Annotated in this window: 24 protein-coding genes; 16 read left to right on the top strand and 8 right to left on the bottom strand. The window is 38.8% G+C overall.

The window, feature by feature from the left end; all coding sequences use genetic code 11:
• Positions 1-12: 12 nt before the first annotated feature.
• Complete coding sequence (locus SKC36_RS05900) at positions 13-633, bottom strand: transposase (RefSeq protein WP_459454120.1); 621 nt, start codon at positions 631-633, stop codon at positions 13-15.
• Between the two features lie 201 nt (positions 634-834).
• Here SKC36_RS05900 and SKC36_RS05895 point away from each other — a divergent pair, with 201 nt between their 5' ends.
• The 6 genes from SKC36_RS05895 to SKC36_RS05870 are packed head-to-tail and all read left to right on the top strand — an operon-like array spanning position 835 to position 5,818.
• Positions 835-2,157, top strand: a complete 1,323-nt coding sequence (locus SKC36_RS05895; protein ID WP_459465185.1) for a 4Fe-4S dicluster domain-containing protein — start codon at positions 835-837, stop codon at positions 2,155-2,157.
• Between the two features lie 4 nt (positions 2,158-2,161).
• Positions 2,162-3,157 (top strand): alpha/beta hydrolase, encoded by a 996-nt coding sequence (locus tag SKC36_RS05890; RefSeq protein WP_459465183.1) that lies wholly within the window; start codon positions 2,162-2,164, stop codon positions 3,155-3,157.
• 3 nt (positions 3,158-3,160) lie between these two features.
• Complete coding sequence (locus SKC36_RS05885) at positions 3,161-4,060, top strand: sterol desaturase family protein (protein ID WP_459465181.1); 900 nt, start codon at positions 3,161-3,163, stop codon at positions 4,058-4,060.
• Positions 4,038-4,820 carry a (Fe-S)-binding protein gene (locus SKC36_RS05880; protein ID WP_459465179.1) on the top strand — a complete coding sequence of 261 codons (783 nt, stop codon included), beginning with the start codon at positions 4,038-4,040 and terminating at the stop codon, positions 4,818-4,820. The genes SKC36_RS05885 and SKC36_RS05880 overlap by 23 nt, the downstream gene beginning before the upstream one ends.
• A 4-nt stretch (positions 4,821-4,824) precedes the next feature.
• Positions 4,825-5,319, top strand: a complete 495-nt coding sequence (locus SKC36_RS05875) for a hypothetical protein (protein WP_459465177.1) — start codon at positions 4,825-4,827, stop codon at positions 5,317-5,319.
• Positions 5,320-5,323: 4 nt separating this feature from the next.
• On the top strand, positions 5,324-5,818 hold the full coding sequence (locus SKC36_RS05870; protein WP_459454126.1) for a GAF domain-containing protein: 495 nt from the start codon (positions 5,324-5,326) through the stop codon (positions 5,816-5,818).
• Between the two features lie 4 nt (positions 5,819-5,822).
• Here the strand turns inward: SKC36_RS05870 and SKC36_RS05865 are convergent, their stop codons facing one another.
• On the bottom strand, positions 5,823-6,326 hold the full coding sequence (locus SKC36_RS05865) for a DinB family protein (RefSeq protein WP_459454127.1): 504 nt from the start codon (positions 6,324-6,326) through the stop codon (positions 5,823-5,825).
• A 76-nt stretch (positions 6,327-6,402) separates the two neighbouring features.
• Positions 6,403-7,062: a phosphatidylserine decarboxylase family protein gene (locus SKC36_RS05860; RefSeq protein WP_459454128.1), complete on the bottom strand. Its 660-nt coding sequence runs from the start codon at positions 7,060-7,062 to the stop codon at positions 6,403-6,405.
• 160 nt (positions 7,063-7,222) lie between these two features.
• Between SKC36_RS05860 and SKC36_RS05855 the strand changes: the two genes are divergently transcribed.
• A complete protein-coding gene (locus SKC36_RS05855) occupies positions 7,223-8,638 on the top strand; it encodes a hypothetical protein (RefSeq protein ID WP_459465175.1) in 1,416 nt (471 codons plus the stop codon).
• Here SKC36_RS05855 and SKC36_RS05850 read toward each other — a convergent pair.
• Positions 8,633-10,819: a S9 family peptidase gene (locus SKC36_RS05850; RefSeq protein WP_459465173.1), complete on the bottom strand. Its 2,187-nt coding sequence runs from the start codon at positions 10,817-10,819 to the stop codon at positions 8,633-8,635. The two genes, SKC36_RS05855 and SKC36_RS05850, sit on opposite strands and share 6 nt — an antisense overlap.
• Positions 10,820-10,827: 8 nt before the next feature.
• A complete protein-coding gene (locus SKC36_RS05845) occupies positions 10,828-11,382 on the bottom strand; it encodes a hypothetical protein (protein ID WP_459454131.1) in 555 nt (184 codons plus the stop codon).
• Positions 11,383-11,455: 73 nt separating this feature from the next.
• Here SKC36_RS05845 and SKC36_RS05840 point away from each other — a divergent pair, with 73 nt between their 5' ends.
• Positions 11,456-12,535 carry a LuxE/PaaK family acyltransferase gene (locus tag SKC36_RS05840; protein WP_459465171.1) on the top strand — a complete coding sequence of 360 codons (1,080 nt, stop codon included), beginning with the start codon at positions 11,456-11,458 and terminating at the stop codon, positions 12,533-12,535.
• On the opposite strand, the gene SKC36_RS05835 is transcribed toward SKC36_RS05840, so the two are convergent.
• Both SKC36_RS05835 and SKC36_RS05830 read right to left on the bottom strand, forming a co-directional pair.
• Positions 12,496-12,915 carry a molybdenum cofactor biosynthesis protein MoaE gene (locus tag SKC36_RS05835; protein ID WP_459454133.1) on the bottom strand — a complete coding sequence of 140 codons (420 nt, stop codon included), beginning with the start codon at positions 12,913-12,915 and terminating at the stop codon, positions 12,496-12,498. The two genes, SKC36_RS05840 and SKC36_RS05835, sit on opposite strands and share 40 nt — an antisense overlap.
• A gap of 1 nt (position 12,916) precedes the next feature.
• A complete protein-coding gene (locus tag SKC36_RS05830; protein ID WP_459454134.1) occupies positions 12,917-13,408 on the bottom strand; it encodes a dihydrofolate reductase in 492 nt (163 codons plus the stop codon).
• Positions 13,409-13,616: 208 nt separating this feature from the next.
• Between SKC36_RS05830 and carB the strand changes: the two genes are divergently transcribed.
• The 7 genes from carB to SKC36_RS05795 all read left to right on the top strand — a co-directional run bounded on the left by carB (position 13,617) and on the right by SKC36_RS05795 (position 23,174).
• The gene (gene carB, locus SKC36_RS05825) at positions 13,617-16,445 is read left to right on the top strand and encodes a carbamoyl-phosphate synthase large subunit (RefSeq protein WP_459454135.1); all 2,829 of its coding nucleotides are present in this window, start codon (positions 13,617-13,619) and stop codon (positions 16,443-16,445) included.
• An 18-nt stretch (positions 16,446-16,463) separates the two neighbouring features.
• Positions 16,464-16,715: a hypothetical protein gene (locus SKC36_RS05820; protein WP_223142922.1), complete on the top strand. Its 252-nt coding sequence runs from the start codon at positions 16,464-16,466 to the stop codon at positions 16,713-16,715.
• Positions 16,716-16,855: 140 nt separating this feature from the next.
• A complete protein-coding gene (locus SKC36_RS05815) occupies positions 16,856-17,131 on the top strand; it encodes a hypothetical protein (protein ID WP_459465169.1) in 276 nt (91 codons plus the stop codon).
• A 92-nt stretch (positions 17,132-17,223) separates the two neighbouring features.
• A complete protein-coding gene (locus SKC36_RS05810) occupies positions 17,224-17,496 on the top strand; it encodes a hypothetical protein (RefSeq protein WP_223142920.1) in 273 nt (90 codons plus the stop codon).
• Position 17,497: 1 nt separating this feature from the next.
• The gene (locus tag SKC36_RS05805) at positions 17,498-18,619 is read left to right on the top strand and encodes an efflux RND transporter periplasmic adaptor subunit (protein ID WP_459465167.1); all 1,122 of its coding nucleotides are present in this window, start codon (positions 17,498-17,500) and stop codon (positions 18,617-18,619) included.
• A 9-nt stretch (positions 18,620-18,628) separates the two neighbouring features.
• Positions 18,629-21,748 (top strand): efflux RND transporter permease subunit, encoded by a 3,120-nt coding sequence (locus SKC36_RS05800; protein ID WP_276344165.1) that lies wholly within the window; start codon positions 18,629-18,631, stop codon positions 21,746-21,748.
• A 1-nt stretch (position 21,749) separates the two neighbouring features.
• Positions 21,750-23,174 carry a TolC family protein gene (locus tag SKC36_RS05795; protein WP_459465164.1) on the top strand — a complete coding sequence of 475 codons (1,425 nt, stop codon included), beginning with the start codon at positions 21,750-21,752 and terminating at the stop codon, positions 23,172-23,174.
• On the opposite strand, the gene purN is transcribed toward SKC36_RS05795, so the two are convergent.
• The gene (gene purN, locus SKC36_RS05790) at positions 23,175-23,744 is read right to left on the bottom strand and encodes a phosphoribosylglycinamide formyltransferase (RefSeq protein WP_223142916.1); all 570 of its coding nucleotides are present in this window, start codon (positions 23,742-23,744) and stop codon (positions 23,175-23,177) included.
• Positions 23,745-23,836: 92 nt separating this feature from the next.
• Between purN and bshA the strand changes: the two genes are divergently transcribed.
• Entirely contained in the window at positions 23,837-25,000 is a 1,164-nt protein-coding gene (gene bshA, locus SKC36_RS05785) for an N-acetyl-alpha-D-glucosaminyl L-malate synthase BshA (protein ID WP_459454143.1), read from the top strand.
• The last annotated feature ends 49 nt before the right edge of the window (positions 25,001-25,049 follow it).

The raw sequence follows: 25,049 nt of genomic DNA, 5'->3' as shown, positions 1-25,049 counted from the left end.
TTAATTTTAGAATTATTCTAACAGTAAACTGATAATGTTTTTTTCATCCAATTTAGTTTCATGAAATTGAAGGAATTCATCTATTCCACCAAAATATTCTAGAACAGATTCCTTGTCAATAAAGCTCTTTTTCATGGTAGCAATATCATAAAATGAAGAGTTTTTATATTGTTTGAAATCATGTACAATGCCATGATTCTCTGGATTAAAATGGAGGTATTTAATAAGTTGGTTAAAATAAATTTCATCCTCTACCGCAATTCTTCTAAATGGGTTTTCAAATAGTCCTCCAGTTCGTTCATTGGTTTTATTAAATGCTTGGGCATAACAATTAAATAAAGTGGCAAATTGAAGGGAAATAAGTCTAGAAATATCAATTTGATTTCTTTGTTCAGTTTTAATTTTTTTGAACTCAAAAATTTCTTGTGCGGATTTTATTCGTAGAAGGAAATGAAAGTGGTTGCCCAATAAACAATAGGCATACGTATCAGCGATGGGTGAAATGTATTTTTGATATTTTCTCTTAAAGAATCGGTAGTTTCTATATTCTTTGAAAATTTTAGTTTTGTTGATTCCCCGGTTAAATACATGGTACAATTGATCTGGTACCATAGCTTCTGTGTTTTTCTTCATGATGTAAGTGGTTTAAGGTGAGGAGACAAATGTCATGAATTAGCTAGAATGTTAATCTAAAATAATTGGTAAAAAATATCAGAAATGTGATGAAAACTTTGAGTAAAAAAACTTAGCTTTATTGGCATTTCAACAACGCTGTCAAGGTTTGAAACCTTGACAGCGTTAAGGGAAAAAGATTCAGCAAAACACTCATCAATCATGCATATTTTTCTCCAAGTTCTTTTTATTTTAGTGCTATCTGGCTTAGGTTATTTGGTAGCGCAACGCTTTAAGCTTATTATAGCCACGGTACGGTTGGCTAAATCCATTGAGTTGCAAGATCGTCCTGCTGATCGATGGAAACGCGTACTTCTCTTAGCTTTTGGTCAAAAGAAAATGTTTCAAAAACCCTTGGTGGGAATATTTCACTTTTTAATATATATCGGGTTTGTTTTGATAAATATTGAAATTTTGGAAATTGTCATCGATGGAATTCTAGGAACTCACCGGGTATTTGCCCCTTATTTAGGTTCTTTTTATTCCATTTTATTGAATTTTTTCGAACTTCTTTCATTCGGGGTGTTTATCGCTTGTGTCGTTTTTTTCCTTCGTCGTGGATTAGGTCAAGTACAGCGTCTTCAATCGGATTCCCATCGGGAATTAAGAGGATTTCCCATCCAGGATGCCTACATCATTTTGGCCATTGAATGTGTACTTATGTTAGCACTTTGGACCATGAATGCCAGTGATGCAGTCTTACAAGCTAGGCAAATTGAGCATTTTGAGCCCGTGGGAGCATTTGTGGTGTCTGAGCATTTCATCCCTCTTTTCACTCAATTTTCTACCCCAACTTTATTGATTATTGAACGTGTGGCCTGGTGGTTTCACATTGTAGGGATTTTGAGTTTTGCTTTATACGTGACCTATTCCAAGCACTTGCATATTTTCTTTGCATTTCCTGCTGCTTATTTTTCAAGCTTAGAACCCCATAGCAAAATGAGTCCTATGCCTTCAGTTACCCATGAGGTAAAATTGATGCTAGGTCAACCTGTTGAGGAAAATACCACAAGCCCTGATCAATTGCGTTTTGGTGCGAAGGATGTCATGGATTTGAATTGGAAAAATGCTTTGGATGCCTATTCTTGTACCGAATGTGGCCGTTGTACCGAACAATGCCCTGCCAATCAAACGGGAAGGGCGCTTTCGCCAAGGAAGATCATGATGGATACTCGTGATCGTTTAGAGGAGGTAGGCAGTGTTTTGGCCAAAAATAAGGGTCAATGGGTGGATGATGGGAAGTCCTTATTAGGGGACTATATTTCAGCGGAGGAATTAAGAGCTTGTACTACCTGTCAGGCTTGTGTCGAAGCTTGCCCTATGGAATTATCTCCCTTAAATATCATCTTGGCACTTCGCCGTTATCAAATCATGGAACAGTCTGACGCTCCTGCCGCTTGGAATAGTATGTTTTCTAATATAGAAACCAATCAAGCACCGTGGAAATTTAATCCAGGGGACCGTTTAAACTGGGCTAAATCCTAATCTTATGAAGAAAGTTTTTATACCCATCGTACTTGGCCTAATTTTATTTTTTACACTTGGCCCTAGTCCGCAGGAACCTACTTTATCTAGGGGCGTCACCTGGAAAAACATCCCAGATTCCCTTACTGCCTTATCTCAATATTTACATGATAAGGAGTCGGCTTTTCCTCAAATAAAAAAGAATAATGAGGCCAAAATTGTTTGGGCTGATTCGCTTCATCCTAAAAAAACGAAATGGGTGTTTATGTACGTGCATGGTTTTTCTGCCTCGCACATGGAAGGAAATCCTGTACATCGTCAAATTGCTAAAACTTTTGGGGCTAATTTACTTTTGACTCGAGTAGCTGGACATGGTTTTGCGACATCTGATAGTGTTTTTAAGCAGGTGACTGCAGATGATTTTTATGAAAGTGTGGAAAATCAATTGGCCATAGCCAAGAAAATGGGAGACCATGTAATTGTATTGGGTACTTCATTTGGAGGGGCTTTATCGCTTTCATTGGCCTCTCGACATCCTGAGATCAAGGCATTATTGCTTTATAGTCCTTGCATTGCCATAGCCGACCCAGCGGCTATTTTGATTGATAACCCATGGGGACTCCAATTGGCAAGAAAGGTTGTGGGTAGTGATTACCGGGATATTCCTGCACAAAATCCAGCACATGATCAATATTGGAACCTACATTACCGTTTAGAAGGTGCGGTGGAATTGCAAAACTTTTTGACAAATCAAATGACGGATGAGGTATTTGAAATGGTCAAATGTCCTGTCTTCATGGGATACTATTACCAAGATGAGGCCCATCAAGATCCCGTTGTTTCGGTAAAAGCTATGCGCCACATGTTTCCTTTTTTAGGGACAACACCAAACCAGAAAAAAGAAATGGCATTTCCTTTATCTGAAAATCACGTAATTACTTCTGATATTTTAGCGAAAAGAACAGATTTGCCTTTGAATGCTAGTATTCAATTTTTGAAAGAAATAGTTCACTTACCTTAATTTATGACACCCAATTTAATTCTCTATGCGGTCCCATTCTTTTTGATTACGGTCATCTTTGAATCCTATGTGGTGTTTAAACAACATCGGGATTTTGTAGAAACTAAAGATTCATTGACCTCCATAGGACTCGGTCTGGGTAATCTTTTCATAGGTTTACTGACGAAGTCGGTCATCTATGTTTGTTATTTTTATGTATACGATCATTGGAGGCTATTTGACCTTTCCATTTCTTGGTGGTGGGTTTGGGTCTTTGCTTTTTTTGCAGATGATTTTACTTATTATTGGTTCCATCGAATATCCCATGAGGTACGCTATTTTTGGGCATCTCACATGGTGCATCATTCCTCTCCAAAGTATAATTTAGCGGCTGCACTTCGACAAACCTGGACGGGGAATTTATCTGGGGCATTTTTATTTTATACCTGGATACTTTTAGTTGGGGTTCATCCTTTTATCGTATTCTTTTTTCAACAAATTAGTTTATTATATCAATATTGGATACATACCGAATTGATCAAAAAAATGCCAGCATGGTATGAATATATTTTTAACACCCCATCGCACCACCGGGTGCATCATGGAACTGATTTGGACTACCTAGATACTAATTATGCTGGTGTTTTAATACTTTGGGACCGAATGTTTGGCTCTTTTCAAGCAGAAAATCAAAGGCCGCATTATGGCTTAACGAAACAGATTGAAAGTTATAATCCGGCTAAGATTGCGTTTTTTGAATGGGTACAAATAGTCAAAGATATTTTTCATGCAAATAACCTTAAAACTGCTTGGAATTATGTGGTAGGTCCTCCAGGATGGAGTCCGGACGGCTCTAGATTAACCGTAGAACAAATGCGTCAACAAAATAAGTTAAAAAAAGATGAGCAAGGAATTGAAGATTAGTACAATGGCTGAATGGGCCGCTAAAGGAGAAAGCCCTGAATTTTTATTTTGGGTGGGTTGTGCAGGTTCATTTGATGATCGTTATAAAAAAGTTACAAGAGCATTTTGTGAAATATTACAAAGCCTAGAAATCTCCTTTGCTGTGCTGGGAACCGAGGAGTCTTGCACTGGTGACCCTGCTCGTAGAAGTGGTAATGAATTTTTATTCCAAATGCAGGCCATGTCCAACATTGAGGTGCTAAATATGTACGGGGTAAAAAAAATTGTCACAGCATGCCCTCATTGCTTCAATACCTTAAAAAGTGAATATCCTGAATTAGGTGGTACTTATGAGGTGATACATCATAGCCAATTATTGGCGGAATTATTAGCTGCAGGTAAAATCCAATTGAAAGAGGAAGAGAAAGAAGCGGTAGCCTTCCATGATTCCTGTTACCTTGGACGAGGAAATGGAATTTATGAAGCACCTCGGGAAATAATTCAAGGCTTAAAAAAGGAACTAAAAGAACTGAAAAGTTGTAGAACTAAAGGTTTATGTTGTGGCGCTGGGGGTGCACAAGTATTTAAGGAGCCAGAGGAGGGGAGTATCGACATTCAAACTAAGCGTTCGCAAGAAATCATTGATTCAGGTGTGCAAAAGGTAGCGCTAGCTTGTCCTTTTTGTATGGTCATGATTCAAGATGGATTGAACAAACACGGAAAAGATAAAGAAATACAAGTAGTTGATTTGGCTGAATTGGTTCAGCAAACCATGATATAAAAATATGAACATAGAATTTCAAGAATTACCCAACCATGCACGCGTTTGGATTTACCAAGCAAATAGAGCTTTCAATGAACATGAATATGCTTTTGTTCAATCCTATTTGAAGCAAGCTGTACTTGATTGGAATGCACATGGAGTACCCTTGTCGGGCTCCTTTCAAATTCGTTATCATCAAATCATCGTAATTGCTGTAGATGAGCAGCACCATGCGGCTTCGGGCTGTTCTATTGATGCTTCTACTGGCTGGTTTAAAGATTTGGCCTTTCAGTTAGGTATTGATTTCTTCGATCGATCAGTGGCATTGGTCCAAGGAGAGACGCTCAGGTTATTTCCATTTTTGGGAATTAAACAAGCCGTAGCTGAGGGTCAAATCACTCCCGATTCATTAATTGCTGTTCCTCAAGTTAAAGATTTAGGCGAATATCGAACCCAATGGCCAGTTAGTGCAAAGGATTCTTGGCTTAAAAAGTATTTTGTAGAGAAATTCGTTTAGTGCTATGGCGGAAGATTTACACATAGTTGAAGGTAGCCGAGCGGATAAATATCAGGCGCTAATTCCCCAAGTGGAAGCGCTTATCCAAGGGGAAACGGATTTATATGCCAACCTCGCCAATATTGCGGCAGCAATCCATGCGTATTTTGGTTTTTTCTGGGTAGGCTTTTATTTGAATAAGCAGGACCAATTGGTTTTAGGACCTTTTCAGGGGCCTGTGGCTTGTACCCGAATTCCCTATCATAAAGGCGTGTGTGGGCATGCCTATCGTACTCAAGAAAGTATTATCGTTCCTAATGTGGATGAATTTCCAGGCCATATTGCTTGTGCCTCTGCATCTAAATCGGAAATTGTATTGCCGGTCATGGATTCAGCAGGGGAAGTGCTGATGGTTCTAGATGTGGATTCAGACCTGTTGGATGATTTTAGTGAAATAGACCGAGAAGGTTTACAAGCCATTATTGATCTAATCGAAAAAAATTATTCGACCTGGGTGTAAACCCTTAGCTTAGCGGTTTCATTCCCATGGCAATCCATTCTTCTTTTGATGGGCCATACATGCCTGGTACACTGAGACCTTCTTGTCTTATCAATACACTTAATTGTCCACGATGGTGAGTTTGATGACGAATCAAAATACTCAATACCGCACCTCTTGTCCACTGCTCTCCATACATAGGAACTTGCTCGCTAAGCATTTCATCGGTCCAGTGATTTTTTAATGCTAGGAGTAAAGAATCAGATGATTTTTGGTATTCAGTAATTAATTGGTTTAAATCATTCTTTTCCTTAGTCGCATCCACTATCCCATCTACTTCTTTTAATCCTGCCTGATGTAATAACTCAGCAATGGATTCTGTAATATGCCAAGATAAACGGGCTATACTTCTGAAGTTTTCACTAGGATTATCTAAGAATTCCCCTGCCTTCATGGCTTGAAACATCTTAATGGTGCTTTCAGATTCATAGGTCCAAGCACGATAAAAATCCGTTAATTTTCTAAACATGGCTGTCGATTTTTACTAAATTAAGCCAAGGGAAGGAATCTTCCTAGGTAGAATTAACTAAAGATGATGAATGGGGTTATTTTAATCTAGCAATGACGGTTTCACCTCCTACAGGCTTATCGTCTAATTTGACACAGATTTCCGCATCTAGCGGAAGGTAGATGTCAATTCGACTTCCGAATTTAATGAAGCCGAATTCGGTGCCTTGGATAACTGCATCTCCTTCTTTGGCATACCAACAAATTCTTTTGGCTAATGCCCCTGCAATTTGTCTGAATAATACCTCTGTTCCGTTTTCATGCTTAACCACATAGGTAGTACGCTCATTTTCAGTACTGGATTTAGGATGCCAAGCAACCAGGTATTTACCTGGATGGTATTTGAAATAAGAAACGATACCAGAAATCGGATTAAAGTTGATATGTACGTTAATTGGTGACATGAAAATGGACACCTGTCTGCGTTTATCTTTGAAATATTCGGTCTCAACAGCTTCTTCTATAACTACCACTTTACCATCAGCTGGGGCAATAATATCTTGAGGGTTGATGTTAGTAACACGTTTGGGAACTCGGAAAAATTGTAGCAAAAGCAAGTAAAAGATGGCAGTTATGACAACCACCGCTTCCCTTATGTAAACTTGTTCTGGTAGAAAATAAGCCACTAAAGCATTTATAGCTAAAACGATAATGATGGCTGTCAATAAGATAGTTTTTCCTTCTCTGTGTAGGGTCATAAGCGATTTATATGGTTTAATCCAATGGATGGACTAAACTTTAATGCGTAAAATTAGCCATTTTTGTTGAAAAATTGGGCATTGCCATTTAATCTATTCCTAAGAATGTGACAATTTTGCTTGAAAAAATTGCATTTTTATCATCCATATTAACTTAAACATGCGAATACGCTATTACATTTTAGCTCTTTTTTTATTGATACAAGTAAATGTTTTAGCTCAAGCATTGGAATGGTTTAGTCCAAGTACAGGATATTTTTATAAAATTGATTTTGAAAGTAATCACTTATTAAGAACTAAAAATGGGCTTCCTTGGTCGAATCTAGGAGTATTATCCCTTGAAAATGTTGAAAGAGCAGATTTGATTTCGGCGAATTATGCGGTTAAAGAATTTAAAATTGAAAATTCTGACTGGGCATATTTATTAATTTATTGTACCAACCAAGTATATCAAATTAATAAAAAACAACTAATACTTAAGCGAATAGACAATACCTATTATCGAGGAGCTAATTGCTTAAGCCATTCATTTTACCGAAACGGAATTCTATATTCTTTTGGAGGATATGGATTTTGGACCTCCACCAATATACTGACCAAATATAACGCGGATGGAAAAGAATGGTTGAGCATTCAAGCCAAGGGGGACGTCCCTGCTGCCATCACCATGGGCTTGACGGCTTATGTTCCAAGTCGGGACAGGTTTATAACCATGGCAAACCACTTAATCAATGATACGGACACCAAGCACAATGATTTGGTTGATTGGGACATCTATGAGTACAATTTTGAAAATAGTGAATTTGTCATCAAGGGGAGCATTGAATTGGAGGAAATTAAATCCTTTCTGGAAAAGGATATAACTCGACATTATTTATTTAATGGTCGATATTTTATTTTATTAGATAAATCTGGTGGTGAAAAGAACTATGATGCCATCTACATTATTGATGTGCTAGATGACTTTAAAACCTATAGTTGGAAAAATAGTAAACGCCTGGTTTTAGAAGGCCCCAATAGCGGAAATTTTGACAAGGCATTGCATATTAATGGAGATACTTTGATTTGGACCAATTTATCTTACCAATCCTCTCCAAATAATATCAAAAATTATCGGATGATGGTGAATGAGGTACTTCGGGAATCGGAATATTTAGGTAAGCTAAATCAAGTGCCTTGGTATCAGTCCATTATCGAGGGGTCTTATATATTGTTGGCCCTCGGTTTTATCGTTCTAGTTATCTTTTTGTTCCAAAAATGGAAAAAAAGAAAATTGGCTAAGCACTTAAAAATCATGTTGGGGGAAAATGAAAAAATGCTTTTGGATTTTCTGCTTTTGAATTATTCCACCGGATTTGTTTCTGGTCATCAGATCATCGCGTTTTTCGGCAAACATAAAAGTTCGCCTGAGTCGCAACGTCAATTTAGAGCCAAAATGTTTGAGAATTTGACAAAAACACTGCGTCTTCTACTAGGGAAGGACCAGATCTTAGATGTACATACCGATGAGAAAGATCAACGTATGTATACCTACCGGTTAAATTCAGATGTTTATCAAATTCTCAAATCATTATAAATTCTTCAAAAGGAAATTAGTCATCATTTGATATAAATGATAACGGGTGTTTCCTCCTGCAATGCTGTGGTTCCTATTGGGATAATAGAAACTTTGGAATTGTTTATTTGCCTTGATTAAAGCCTCTTGCAAAGCCACGGCATTTTGAAAATGCACATTATCATCGCCAGTTCCATGAACCAGTAGGAGATTTCCTTTCAATTTATTGACATGATTTACTGGTGAATTATCATCATAGCCCTTCGCATTTTCTTGAGGAGTTCTTTGGTATCGCTCCGTATAAATGCTATCATAAAAACGCCAGTTAGTCACCGGGGCTACCGAAATAGCTGCTTTAAACACGTCGGCTCCTTGCATTAAGCAGTTGGACGACATAAATCCGCCATAGCTCCATCCCCATATTCCGATACGCGAGGCATCTACATAAGGTAATTTTGCTAAATATTGGGCTGAGTAAATTTGATCTTGCACTTCGATTTTTCCCAAATTCTGGTAAGTGATTTTTTTGAAATCTACTCCTCGCGCACCCGTACCACGATTATCCACACAATAGATTAAATATCCCTTGTCTAATAATGTTTGATACCAATAAAAATCATTACTAACCGGATAAGCATCCAATACCTGTTGGCTTCCTGGGCCACCATAGACATGCATTAACACCGGGTATTTTTTGTTGGGGTCAAAGTTTTTAGGCTTGATGGTATAGGCGTTTAAATTTTCCCCATTAGCTAAAGGAATTTGTAAAAACTCACGGGAAGCTATGCCATAGTCTTTTAACTGTTGCTTTAACTTATTATTTTCTTCCAATACACGAATCAAGGTTCCTTGACTACTCTTTAAGCTGATTTGTAAAGGTTCTTTTGCGGAACTAAAATACAGCATGTAAAAGGAAAAATCAGGGCTGAAGTTGGCCGTATTGGTACCCGCATGCTGAGAAATCATTTGGAAGTTAGAACCATCCAATTGAATTTTATACACTTCTCTTTGAATGGCTGATTTAGCAGCGGCGTTGAAATAAAGTGTTTGACTTTTTTCATCAAATCCATAAAAATCTTCTACGTCCCAATTCCCTTTGGTGATGGGTTCCACTTTTCTGGTCGCGATATCGGCAATGTACAAATGTTTGAAACCCGATTTTTCTGAGGATAAAATAAACCGCTTTTGGTCAGGTAAATAGGTGATATCGTTTCCAATCGCCTCAATTTCTAAGGAAGTGTTACTTCTTTCTTCATAAATCAATTGGGAGCTACCATCCTTGGCTGAGGCATGTAGGATTTCCATGTGATTTTGCAAGCGATTTAAACGAATGAAAGAAACCCAATCGGAACTAGCTGTCCACTTCATTCTAGGAATGTATTGGTCCTTATCTTTTCCAACTTGGATGGCGATGTTTTTTTGACTTGTCAACGAATATACACTAAGGCTAACTATGGAATTAGCTTCCCCTGCTTTAGGGTATTTAAAGCGATAATCTTTCGGGTATAATTCGCCCCACATTTGCATATTGTATTCCGGAACCTTTGTTTCGTCAAAGGTATAATAGGCTATTTTTTTGCTATCTGGAGACCATTGGAAGGCTTTAGCAAAAGAAAATTCCTCTTCATACACCCAATCACAAGCACCATGAATGATGTGATTAAATTTCCCAGATGTGGTAATTGCCTTCTCTTTGCCGGTAGTTAAATCCACTAAGAAAAGGTTATTGTCTCTGACAAAAGCTACTTTTTTTCCATCGGGGGAAAAACTAGCATGCATCTGTTTACCCGATTTAGATAAAGGAACAATCGATTTATTTTGGCGATCAAAAATGAAATTATTCTCTTTTGAACTACGTCGATAGATTTGTTCCGACTCGGTAGAAATTAAGATTTTTAGTTCATCGGAAGAAAGACTAAATGATTGGACATTGATTTTTTTACCTCCCACTCGATGTATTTCTTCATCAAAAAGCACTTCTGAGTTTTTAGGATCTACCACCGAGTATTTAATGATTTTGCCTTCTTTTAATTCGGTATAATGTTGCCCATCTTTGGTCCAATTTAAGTTCTGAATGCTTCTTTGGCGGAAGGTATAATTTTGCCAAACATCTTCTAAACTAACACTTTTTTGAGCTAAGCTCACATGAGCCAATAGAAATAGAACAGCCAAGCTGAAGGTGCGGTAATAACGTAGAATCATAGGTATGTTTAGTCTTGAAAAATCACGATCGGACTTGTCTCAATCGTGTTACTTTGATGAAATGCTTTGTCTTTAATGGAAATACGGAAAGCCAATGTGTCGTTTTTCTCGGTGAATTCAGGGGAATAACCCTTGTAAAATGCATACACAAATTGGGTGGAATAGGAAATAGATCCCTCGATGGGTCCTGGTTTTTGATCAGGTTTGAATGGGAAATTCATCAGACCTCCTAATTTGGGGCTAAATGTTACGGGAATAAAACGTCCATTTTTCCTTAATAGCACATCTACCTCAAAGTTGCGGTAATCTTTGTATTTAGGATCTGAATTTTTCTCCGCCGTAGTAATGCCTAAATCCCCATCTCCATCTTGAAACTTGATGGTCATCACGACCGAATCTATTTTGGCTTTACCTCCAAAACCGTCATTGCTGATTTTAGTAATCTTCTTGATGGATTCAAATTCAATGCTAGGCGTAGTGCTATAATCCGGTTCTTGTACGCAGGCAATGAACGCCCAAGCGCATAATACAAAGAGTGTGATGAGACTACCTAGTTTAATCATGAAGATTCGGTGGTAATTAGAAGCGTAAAGTTAATGATTTGCATTAATTTTGTGCATAATTTCAAAAAAAGCTATGCAGCGAGGAAACGAAGATTGGGAAAGCCTTTCTTTGAGCTTAAAAAAACGAGTAAGTCAGATGGAGAATGCTGATTTTGACACACTCGCTTTGGACGTTTTTCGCTATCAATCTACGCACAATCCCCTTTACCATTTATACTTGAGTTTATTGGGGGTAGATGCTGAGGGTATCACCTCAATCAGGGATATTCCTTTTTTACCCATTGAATTATTTAAAAACCACCTTGTTCAAACAGGTTTTGCCCCCATTTTATTTCAGTTTGAAAGTTCAGGTACCACAGGTCAAATTCCCTCTAAACACATTGTTTGTGATCCATCATTTTATCAAAATCAAGCTAAAAAGATATTTGAAGCAAATTATGGGTCATTAAAAGACTACCATATTTTTGCGCTTTTGCCTTCCTATTTAGAAAGAAGTACATCTTCCTTGGTGTTCATGATGGACTATTTCATTAAAGAGTCTCAATCTAACGTAGCTGGTTTTTATCTTAACCAATACGATGCTTTGGTGGAGAATGTTAAGGCTGCTTTAAAAACTCACAGGAAGATATGGTTGATGGGCGTTACTTTTGGCTTATTGGATTGGGTGGATTCAGGTCAAGATTTTTCATTTTGGAAGGAAGCCGTTGCCTCAGGAAGAATCATGGTCATGGAAACCGGAGGTATGAAAGGCCGTAGAACAGAATGGTTACGCGAAGAGGTCCATGCTTTTCTTCAAGAGAAAATGCATTTGACACAGGTAGCTTCTGAATACGGAATGACAGAATTGTTCTCTCAAGCCTATGCCGATAAAGCTGGCGTGTTTACTCCCGGAATTAGTATGCGTGTATTATTGAGGGAAGTAAATGACCCCTTTGGACAAGTAACTCAGGCGGGTCGAGTGGGAGGTATTAAAGTAATTGATTTGGCTAATATTGATTCTTGTTCTTTTATTGAAACAAAAGATCTAGGTTCGTTGGAGCCTGATGGTGTAAGGTTTAAAGTGCTGGGCCGTTTTGATAATTCGGAACAAAGGGGTTGTAACCTTATGTTGGCTCAAGGATGGGGAACAAGCCAAGAGGAGCCATCTTCATAAAACTCATTTTTCCAAATAGGAACTTCTTCTTTTAGGCGGTCAATCAACCACTGGCAAGCTTGAAAGGCTTCTGCTCGGTGCACACAAGTAACTCCAATCAAAACGGCTATGTCACCAATTTGCAAAGGACCCGTTCGGTGAGCCATAACTACTTTTTGGATGGGCCACTGGCTTCCTGCTTGATCAATCAGCAGGTTGATTTGTTTCACTGCCATGGGAGGATAAGCCTCCATATCCAATGATTTCACTTCTTTATTTTGATTTTTATTTCGAATGGTACCAATGAATAAGCAAATTCCTCCAGCTACATCGTCTTGTAGAAAAGGATAAAATTCATCCAATCGGATAGCTTGATCCAATAATGCCACTTTTCTTTCCATCTTAAACTTTTCGTTGGTAGGTTAAAAAACTATACTGATAGGGATTTTTTTCATCTGTTATTCCTCTTTCTGTTTGAATGATTTCCCAATCTTGGCTTGTAATTTCAGGAAAATAGGTGTCTCCGTCAAAATAATCATGTAATCGAGTGAGGATGATTTGGTCTGCCCTTTCCATGGCTTGCTTGTATATTTCGGCTCCTCCAATAATGAAAACATCACTTCTGGATAAACTCTGGGCTTTCAAGATAGCTTCATCCAAGGACTGACATAGAATAATCCCTTCGGCATTTAATTTACTTTGCCGACTAACCACCAAATTATTTCGGTTGGGTAAGGCTTTTCCAATCGAATCAAACGTTTTTCTTCCCATGATGATGGAATGTCCCGAGGTCAAATTTTTGAAATGTTTCAAGTCGGCCGGAAGGTGCCAAATGAGTTGATTATTTTTGCCGATGACGTTTTTTTCATCACAAGCCACGATTATTTTGATCACGGTATTTGAATTTTTATCAAAATTACGGGAAATAATGGGACGAAATGAAATCAAATGAGTGAAAAGCTCTATAAGCTTAAAATTCCTGATTTTTATTTTCAAGAACGTTTCCCAATTCGGGCTTCAACTGCTAACTTTGTACAATTTTTGAGCCTAAGTGTAAAGGTCAAAAAATTTGTTTTCTATTGATACAAAATAAATTCATCCCGTGCCAAAAGATTTATCTATCCGTTCCGTCCTGATTATCGGTTCTGGTCCTATTGTAATTGGTCAAGCCTGTGAGTTTGATTATTCTGGTTCTCAAGCAGCTCGTTCATTACGAGAAGAAGGAATCGAAGTGATTCTGATCAATTCCAACCCTGCTACCATCATGACGGATCCTATGAATGCCGATCATGTGTATTTGAAGCCATTAGATAGAGCTTCCATCATTCACATTTTGGAGAGGCATCAAATAGATGCTGTATTACCTACCATGGGTGGACAAACTGCTTTGAACTTGGCGATAGACTGTGAAGAAGCAGGAGTTTGGCAAAAATATGGAGTAAAAATTATTGGGGTTGACATCAAGGCCATTGAGACAACAGAAGATCGCGAGAAATTCCGTTTGAAAATGTTGGAATTGGGTGTGGGAGTGTGTAAAGGTAGAACAGCCCGTTCTTTCCTAGAGGGTAAAGAGATTGCTCAAGAAACAGGTTTTCCATTAGTTATTCGTCCTTCTTTCACCTTAGGTGGAACAGGGGGTGGTTTCGTGAATGATCCCAAAGATTTTGATGCTGCTTTGAATAAAGGTTTGCATGCGTCTCCTACGCACGAGGTTTTAGTAGAACAGTCCATCATGGGCTGGAAGGAATATGAATTGGAGCTATTGCGTGACAATTTAGGGAACGTTATCATCATTTGCTCGATTGAGAATTTTGACCCTATGGGTATTCATACGGGAGACTCCATCACGGTGGCTCCTGCCATGACTTTACCAGATACCATTTACCAGCGCATGCGTGATATGGCCATCATGATGATGAACGCCATTGGTAAATTTGCAGGAGGTTGCAACGTACAGTTTGCTTTGAACCCAGAGACGGATGAAATCATCGCTATTGAAATCAATCCACGTGTTTCTCGTTCTTCTGCTCTAGCATCTAAAGCAACGGGTTATCCTATTGCAAAAATTGCCGCTAAAATGGCAATCGGTTATAACTTAGATGAGTTGACCAACGCCATTACTGGTACTACCTCGGCTTATTTTGAGCCAGCATTAGACTATGTAATTGTGAAAGTTCCTCGTTGGAATTTTGATAAATTTAAGGGCGCTGATCGTTCATTGGGCCTTCAAATGAAGTCAGTAGGTGAGACCATGGGAATTGGTCGTAATTTCCAGGAAGCCTTACAAAAAGCTTGTCAATCACTTGAAATTAAGCGTAATGGTTTAGGTGCGGACGGTAAAGAATTGAGAGATCAGGATGCCATCATGCATTCATTGGCCAATCCATCTTGGAACCGTTTGTTCCATGTGTATGATGCCTTTAAAATGGGTATTTCTTTCAAAACCATTCAGCAATTGACCAAAATTGATAAATGGTTCTTATACCAAATCGAAGATTTAGTTCGTGTAGAAAAGGAAATTGAACGATATACTTTGGCGACCATTCCAACGGATTTATTGGAAGAAGCGAAGCATAAGGGTTTTGCTGACCGTCAGATTGCCCATGCGATGCGTTGCCTAGAATCAGAAGTGTATGATAAGCGTAATAACCTTGGCATCAAGCGACTATACAAGTGTGTGGATACCTGCGCAGCGGAGTTTGAAGCGAAAACGCCATATTACTATTCTACTTTTGGACAAAGTACGGAATCCATGGATAATGAGTCTAAGTCATCTGACCGTAAGAAAGTCGTTGTCTTAGGATCAGGCCCTAACCGTATTGGACAGGGTATCGAGTTTGATTATTCTTGTGTGCACGGTGTTTTAGCAGCTAAAGAAGCGGGTTATGAAACGATCATGATCAATTCTAATCCGGAAACAGTTTCTACGGATTTTGATATTGCGGATAAATTATACTTTGAACCTGTATTCTGGGAGCATGTTTATGACATCATTCAGCACGAAAAGCCAGAAGGGGTGATTGTGCAATTGGGTGGACAAACGGCTTTAAAATTAGCAGAGAAATTATCGAAATACGGAATTAAAATCTTAGGTACCTCATTTGAAGCCTTGGATTTGGCTGAGGATCGTGGTGCATTCTCTAGTCTTTTGAAAGACCTAGATATTCCTTATCCTAAGTTTGGGGTATGTGAAGATGCTGATAATGCCGTGCTTTTAGGTCGTGAGTTAGGATACCCCTTGTTGGTTCGTCCAAGTTATGTTTTGGGAGGTCAATCCATGAAGATTGTCATCAACGAGCAAGAGTTGGAACAACATGTGGTGGATATTTTACGCGATATCCCAGGCAATAAAATTTTATTAGATCACTTCCTTGAGAATGCGATTGAAGCGGAGGCGGATGCTATTTGTGATGGTGAAGATGTATACATCATTGGTGTTATGGAACATATTGAGCCAGCAGGAATTCACTCGGGAGACTCCCACTCTGTATTACCTCCATTTGATTTATCGGAGCATGTTCTCAAGCAAATAGAGGATCATACGAAGAAAATAGCCGTGGCTTTAAAAACGAAGGGCTTGTTAAATATTCAATTTGCTGTAAAAAATGAAATAGTCTACATCATTGAAGCCAATCCAAGGGCCTCCAGAACTGTACCTTTCATTTGTAAAGCATACCAAGAGCCTTATGTCAATTATGCCACTAAGGTGATGTTGGGAGATAAAAAAGTAAAGGATTTTGACTTCAAACCCGTTAAAAAAGGATACGCTATCAAAATTCCTGTATTTTCTTTCAATAAATTTCCGAATGTCAACATGGAATTAGGTCCCGAGATGAAATCCACTGGGGAAGCGATATATTTCATTGATGATTTGAAAGATGAGTTTTTCAGGAAGGTGTATGGGGAACGAAATTTATATTTAAGTCGTTAATAGACAAAAAATAGAAACATGTTAAAGATTCTCGGACTTATTTTCTTGTTTATCTACGTCATTAGGCCTTTGTTCAAATTGCTGTTTAAGAGTTATATCATCACTCAAGTACATAGACAGCAATCTGAACAGGCATATCGACAAAAGGAGGCCACCAAGAGAGAAGGGAGCATTGATGTGGACTATGTACCACCCCAAGCTAAATCCAAGCCTCGGACGACTAAAGCTGACGATGGAGACTACGTTCCTTTTGAGGAAATCAAGGAGTAAGAAGAGAGAGATTTTATATTTATTAAAACGATTTTGTAGTTTTTGGGTTTAATCATATATACTTGTTTAAACCAAATGACATTTTAATTGCCTAGATGAGGAATTTATTAACGTGGTGCTTTTTTTTACTTGCCGTTTTGATGATAAACGACAGTTTGATTCTGAGCACGATTAAGAATTCCCACGAAACATCTAAAGTTTGGGTAGATCAGTTCTCTGACATCAATTCTGCAGGTCAAACTTCTGATGAAGTAGAAGATATGGAAGAAGAGGGATTTGCTTTTCTTTTACAACCTGCATCTCATTTTCAATTGTTTCAAGTGATTCAATCGGATTTAGTACTTTCATTGAAAGCTAATCCGTATCAGGATATTTCCTTGGACATGATTTGTCCTCCTCCCCAATTGTCGGTCTAAATCCGCACAATTAGAAACAAAACACAATAAAACATTTCTTGTAACAGGTGGGTGAAGCTTAAGGCTTTCGCGCATCTATTAATTTGAATCATATGAAATTTTTCATGTTAATGCTATGTGTATGCTGTGCACACATAGGGATTAGCCAAGTACCAGCTAATTATAAAGCCCAGCTTAATAAAAATGTAAAGTCCGAAGCTAAAGTTATTCAAGTCATCGAAAAAGGGTATTCTCAACAAACGAGTCATGAGACACCGAAGTACAGAAAAAGAGAGACATTGATCGAACAAAAAGTAGCTGTGAGCAAAGGATTGGCACGTAGTTCTTATAAACAACAGGCAATAGCCGAAACTAAAGAAAAGTAAAATGAATCGAGCGTCTAAGCTAGTGTTTTGTATGGGTATATTCCTTCTACAAGCATGTGGTACCAAAAACGAAAACAATAGTCAGGAGATTTCCAGTCTAGAAGTCAGTGTACCTATTCAAATGGATACGACAATTTCTCAGGAGTTTGTGGCAGATATCAATGCCATCAATAACGTAGAAATACGGGCCCGAGTAAAAGGCTATTTGGATAAAATACATGTGGATGAAGGAAAAGCGGTTCGTAAAGGACAGGTCTTATTTACCATTAATAATTTGGAATATTTGGCCGAAGTGATGCGTGCCAAATCAGTGTTGAATCAAACCATGGCGGACATCAAAGCCGAGGAGTTGGAATTAATCAATACACGATTGTTGGTGGAGAAAAATGTCATTGCGAAAAACCAATTAGCCATTGCCCTAGCTAAAATAGAAGGATTAAAAGCGAAAAAAGAGGAAGCTGAAGCGCATGTGAAAGCGGCTCAATTACGCGTAGAATACTCTTCTATTCGGGCACCATTTGATGGCGTTGTGGACCGTTTACCTTTCAAATCAGGTAGCTTAGTCGACGAGGGAACTTTACTCACCACTTTATCCGACACTAAAAATGTATTTGCCTATTTCAATGTTTCTGAAAAGGAATATTTGGCATTTGCAGAGTTAGGCGAGGGCTTTAAACACAATACTTCGGTTTCATTATTATTGGCCAATGGGGAATTGTATCCTCACATGGGTAAAGTGGAAACGATTGAAGGTGAGTTTGATAAGAATACAGGTAATATCGCTTTTCGAGCAAGATTTGATAATCCAGAAAAACTGTTGAAACATGGTTCTTCTGGTCGCGTTCAAATGCCTAAAAAGGTGAATGGTTACTGGTTATTACCACAAAAGGCGGTATTCGAAATTCAGGAGAAAAATTATGTTTTTGTCAAGGATAAAACAGGGATGTTGAAGATGAAAAGTTTAATACCTGAAATTCGGATGCCGCACTTTTATTTAGTAAAAGGATTTAGCTCCACGGATACCATTTTGGTGGAAGGAATTCAATTAGTTAAACAAGGACAAAAGATCAAAGGAGAGTATATTCCTATGCGTCGCATTTTGGAAAAATCTAAAACACTTTAAGCAAGAACCATGGTACAAAAATTTATAACCCGACCGGTTCTGGCCATTGTTGTTTCCCTCTTCATTGTGATTTTGGGAGTTATTTCTATGCAACAATTACCCATTACGCAGTTTCCTGATATTGTTCCTCCGGCGGTAACGGTTACAACGAAATATACAGGAGCTAATGCGGAAGTATGTGCGAAAGCCGTAGTGACGCCTTTGGAACGTGCCATTAATGGCGTGGCAGGAATGACCTATATGACTTCCGTTTCTGGAAATGACGGGACAAGTATTATTCAGGTTTATTTTGAAGTAGGTACTGATCCTGACGTGGCGGCCGTAAACGTTCAAACCAGGGTACAGACGGTTTTGGACGAAATGCCTGAAGAAGTTATTAAGGCCGGTGTAATGACGGAGAAAGAGGTAAACAGTATGTTGCTGTATGTGAACTTATTAAGTTCAGATCCCAGCATCGATGAAAAGTTTATTTACAACTTCGCGGACATCAACGTGTTGCCAGAATTAAAGCGTATCAATGGGGTGGGTTTTGCGGACATTATGGGTCAGCGTGAGTATGCCATGCGTGTTTGGTTACATCCAGATCGATTGTTTGCCTATAAACTTTCAGCGGATGACGTCGTAGCGGCATTGCGGAGTCAAAACGTAGAAGCTGCACCAGGTAAAATTGGGGAAAGCTCAGGTAAAAGAGCTCAAGCTTTGCAATACGTTCTTCGATACACCGGTAAGTTTACCCAAGTGGCAGAGTATGAAAATCTCATCATCAAGTCAACCGAATCTGGTCAATTATTGCGCTTAAAAGATGTAGCCGATATTGAGTTTGGCTCTTTGGATTATGATGTTTTATCGAAGGAAAATGGAAAGCCATCGGCTGCTATTTTATTGAAGCAAAGACCTGGATCTAATGCCGCAGAGGTTATTGCTAATGTCAAGAAACGCTTAGAAGAATTAAAAGTTAGCACCTTTCCTCCGGGTATGGGATATACGATTAGTTATGACGTATCCCGCTTTTTAGATGCATCAATTCATGAGGTAATCAAAACACTTTTGGAAGCCTTTTTATTGGTGGCATTGGTGGTGTTTATCTTCTTGCAGGATTGGAGAGCAACTTTAGTACCCATCATTGCAGTACCCGTATCATTGGTTGGAACCTTTAGCTTCATGCTCTTTTTTGGTTTCTCTATCAATTTGCTGACACTATTCTCTTTGGTATTAGCCATTGGTATTGTCGTGGATGATGCCATAGTCGTGGTAGAAGCGGTCCATGCCAAAATGGAAGAAAAGAACATGTCAGTTCTTGCTGCTACCAAAGAAGCCATGTTTGAAATTTCTGGAGCCATTATGGCCATAACCTTGGTTATGGTTTCGGTATTTGTGCCGGTGGCCTTTTTATCTGGACCAGTGGGAGTTTTCTTTAGGCAGTTTTCGGTAACTATGGCTATATCCATTGCCTTATCAGGATTAACGGCCTTAACCTTAACCCCAGCTCTTTGTGTATTGCTGTTAAAAAAGCCCCATTTAGATGATAAAAATATCTTGGGCAGATTCTTCATAGCCTTCAATCATCGATATGATAAGATTGCGAATAAGTATTTAGGTGTGGTACAATTTTTTATCCATCGTAGAACCATCATGTGGGGAACGCTGGGGATTTTTACTTTGGCTACCGTCTTTTTGGTACGACAAGTACCTACGGGTTTTATTCCAACGGAAGATCAAGGAACTTTGTATGTCAATGTAACGACACCATCGGGAGCTACCTTGGAAAGAACCGAAAAAGTGATGGATGATGTATATAAGCAAATAAAGAGTGTTTCTGCCATTGAATCTTTTTCAAGTTTGGCAGGATTTAGCTTATTGACAGACGGAAGTGGAGCTTCTTTTGGTATGGGTATTGTGACCTTAAAACCCTGGGATGTGCGTGATAAAAACTTAGATCAGGTAATTGATGAAGTTCGCGAAAAAACCAAGGAAATTAAAGAAGCGAGCATTCAACTTATTCCACCACCGGCAGTGCCTGGTTTTGGAAATGCTTCTGGATTTGAATTCCGTGTGCAAGACAGATCGGGTAGTGGAGATTTGCAAAAACTTTCTGCCGTGACATTAGAGTTTGCTAAAAAACTGAATGAGTCCGCATCCATTCAAAATACTTTTTCCAGCTTTGACCCAACTTTCCCTCAATATATGTTGGAAGTAGACCAATCAGCGGCTGCTCAGAAAGGGGTCAATGTGATTTCGGCCATGGATAATTTACAAACTTTATTGGGTAGTTTTTACGCCACTAACTTTATCCGATTTGGACAGATGTACAAAGTTATGGTGCAAGTGGACCCGAGTTATCGAATTCATCCTGATGATGTTATGAAATTTTATGCCAAAAATAAGGATGGAGAAATGGTGCCTTATTCGTCGTTTATGAAGATGCGTAGGGTATATGGACCAGAGCAGTTGACTCGATTCAATATGTTTACCTCTGCCATGGTGAATGGGGAGCCAGCTCCTGGTTTCAGTACCGGGGAGGCCTTAAAGGAAATTCAAGCACAAGCGGCGAAAAATCTTCCTAGAGGATATACCATAGAATGGTCAGGTATGACCCGTGAAGAGTTTTTGGCAGGGAATCAAGCTATTTTCATTTTTATCATTTGTTTGGTATTTGTGTATTTATTGCTTTCAGCTCAATACGAATCCTTCCTTATGCCATTCCCGGTGCTAATCTTTTTGCCAATGGGAGCCTTTGGCGTGTATCTATTCTTACAGGTATTTGGATTACAAAACAACATTTATGCTCAGGTGGCTATGGTTATGCTCATCGGATTGTTGGGTAAAAATGCCATTTTGATTGTGGAATTTGCCTTGGCGCAAATGAAACAAGGAGTCAGTATTATTGATGCGGCTAAGCAAGGAGCTTTTGCTCGTTTACGTCCTATTTTAATGACTTCCTTTGCCTTTGTAGCTGGATTGATTCCTTTGATGATTTCAAGTGGAGCAGGCGCCATAGGGAACAGAACCATTGGAACAGCTTCTGCTGGAGGGATGATTTTAGGAACCATAGGAGGATTGATTCTTATTCCAGGATTGTTTGTTGTCTTTGCCACTATATCAGCTAAATTTTCTAAACCCAAGGTTTAATATGCGTCTAATCGTCATAATAAGTATATTTTCCATGAGCTTGCTGTCTTGTCAGCAAGCCATTTTTCGAGATGCACGTAAAATCGATGCAGAATTAGAAGCCTATCGAATGAAAGATGTTGGGCAGTCTGTATCCAGTATAGAAGCCTGTTGGAAAAAGGATAGTTTATTGGTGCAATTGATTGATTCAGTCTTAATTCGTAGTAATGATATTAAGATTGGATTCCTAAATCTTGCCATTAGTCGGGCTCAATATACCTTTGATCGGGGAGCTATGAAGCCGACTGTTTCTGGAGTTATTCAACCGAGTTTGAGGAAATTCAGTAAATATACCATGGATGGGGTCGGTAATTACGATACCCAATTTTCGCCTAATATTTCCAAAGATCAGATCATTCCTGAGCATTTACCTGATGTGATGATAGGGCTACAATCTTCTTGGGAAGTGGATATTTGGGGGAAACTTTCAAAGCGTAAAAAAGCAAGTGCTTTGAGGTATTTAGCAACCGAATCAGGCCAACAATGGTACATTACTTCTTTGGTTTCTGAAGTAGCGGGTATGTATGGACAATTGGTGGCATTGGATCAAGAATTGGACATTTTGAAAACCAATATTGGCATACAATTTAGTGCCTTGAACTTGGTTAAAATTCAAAAAGAAGCGGGTGTGGTGAATGAGTCAGCAGTTCAACAGTTGGAGGCACAATGGTTAAATTCAAGAGCTCAGGAAGGTTTGGTGTTGCAGCAAATCACGGAATTGGAAAATCAACTTCGTTATTGGTTGAATCAACCTAATAAAAAAATTGCTCGTTCTCAGTATCCATTTAATTGTTCCTTGGATAGCACCATGTATGCTCAAATTCAGATTGATCAATTGGAAAGAAGACCCGATGTGCGTCAGGCAAGGTTAGAATTGGAAGCCCAATTACTGAACAAGCAAAGTGCCGATTTAGCCTTGAAACCATCTGTGGTATTATCAGGTATGTTAGGAGTGCAAGGATTCCAACCAGCTTATTTATTTCAGTTGCCAACCTCCATGGCCTATCAATTGATAGGGGGAATTACAGCACCCTGGTTAAATCGTTCGGCTTTATATTCTAATATTAGTCGAGAAAATGCTCGTTGGAAAGCCCTCGATTTAACCTATCAAAATGCCTTATTAAAAGGCTTTTTGGAATGGGATACTCAGGTAAAGTCCTTGGCCTATTTACAAAGGATGGATCAGTTGAAAGAACGAGAAGTAATGTTGACCAAAGGGGCTATTGCTACGGTGGGCACCTTGTTTACTACAGCTAAAGCTAATTATTTGGAGGTTCTAACTGCCCAACAAAACGCATTACGTTCGGAGTTGGAATTATTGGAAATCTCAAGAAAACGCTGGATACATGCTATCCAGTTATACCGTGTTTTAGGTGGAGGCTGGTAATTAGTTTGATTGCTTAATCAGTTTTTCAATAATTACCGGAAAATCACGGTGCTCAAGAACCTGGCCTTTTCTGGCGACATCCTCCGGGCTGTCGCCAGGATCAATGCTAAATGAACTTTGATGGATAATAGCACCTTCATCATAATGCTCATTTACAAAATGAATGGTGATACCTGATTCTTTTTCTCCCGCTTCAATAACAGCTTCATGTACAAAGTGTCCGTACATTCCTTTTCCTCCAAACTTAGGTAAAAGAGCTGGGTGAAGGTTAATGATGCGTTGTGGATATGCTTGCACAAAGCTGCTTGGAATTAACCATAAAAATCCAGCTAACACAATCCAGTCGGTTTGTAATGCTTGAATTTCACTTAAGACAATTCCATTTTTGTATTCTTCTCGGGAGAAAACGCGACAAGGGACTTGCAGTCTTTTGGCACGTTCAATGACCCCTGCTTCTGGGTTATTGCAATAAATGCAACTAACCTGAGCTAGCGAGGAACCCTGTAAATGTTGAATGATTTTTTCTGCATTGGAACCTGATCCGGAAGCAAAAATGACGATGTTTTTCAAGCCTGAACGATTATTTTCTTACAAATTTAGGCCATATTGCGGAACCTTTAGGCAAAAATGGAAGTTTTGTTTCTTCAGGTTAAAATCGGAACATGAAAATAGGAATCATTTGTTATCCAACTTATGGTGGAAGTGGGGTTGTGGCTACTGAGTTAGGTAAAGCCCTAGCTTCGGCAGGTCATGAGGTACACTTTATTACATATACCCAGCCCCCGCGTTTGGATTTCTTTTCCGAAAATATCTTCTATCATGAGGTGAGTGTGGCATCTTATCCACTCTTTCAATATCTTCCTTATGAGTCTGCATTGGCTAGTAAAATGGTGGATGTGACCATCAATGAAAAGTTGGATTTGTTGCATGTGCACTATGCTATACCTCATGCATCAGCGGCCTATTTAGCCAAGCAAATATTGAAATATAAGGGCATTCACGTTCCCGTGATTACTACATTACACGGAACTGACATTACCTTGGTGGGTCGTGATCCTTCCTTTGAGCCGGTAGTTACTTTTTCCATCAATGAGTCAGATGGGGTGACAGCTGTGTCTGAAAGTTTACGAAATGACACCTATGCAGAATTTGAAATTCTTAGTGCCATAGAAGTTATTCCCAATTTCATTGATCTAAAAAGATTCAAAAAACAGGCTAAGGAGCATTTCAAAATAGCCATTTGTCCGCATGGAGAAAAGCTATTGATGCATACCTCAAACTTCCGTAAAGTAAAACGCATCGAAGACATTATACATGTTTTTGAAAGAGTACGTAAAGTCATTCCTTCCAAATTATTATTGGTAGGAGACGGGCCAGAGCGTTCGGCGATTGAAGCTTTATGCCGTGATTTAGGAGTACAAGGAGATGTTCGCTTTTTGGGCAAATTGGATACGATAGAAGAAGCCCTTTCTTTAGCCGACGTATTCTTTTTAACTTCCGAAAAGGAGAGCTTTGGTTTGGCGGCCTTAGAAGCTATGGCTTGTGAAGTCCCAGTCATTTCATCCAATGCAGGCGGTATTACAGAGGTGAATATACATGGAGAAACTGGCTTTGTGAGCGAGATTGGGGATATCGAGGACATGGCAAAAAATACCATTAAACTACTTTCAGATGAAGCTTTGTTGACACAAATGAAAGAAAATTCATTGGCAAGAGCTCAATTATTTGATATAGAGAAAATATTGCCTCTCTATGAAAACTATTACAAAAGAATCATCAGTCAAAGTTGGAAATTCCCGACTCAGAATCTTTTGGATAGCGAATAGATTCTTTTAATTTTGTAAAAGCCTAAGTTTAAAACCGTTCAATTCCGAT

The organism is Aquirufa sp. OSTEICH-129A (assembly GCF_054558355.1).
Note: the sequence above shows the minus strand (reverse complement) of the source record. Positions and strands in the feature narration are given on the sequence as shown.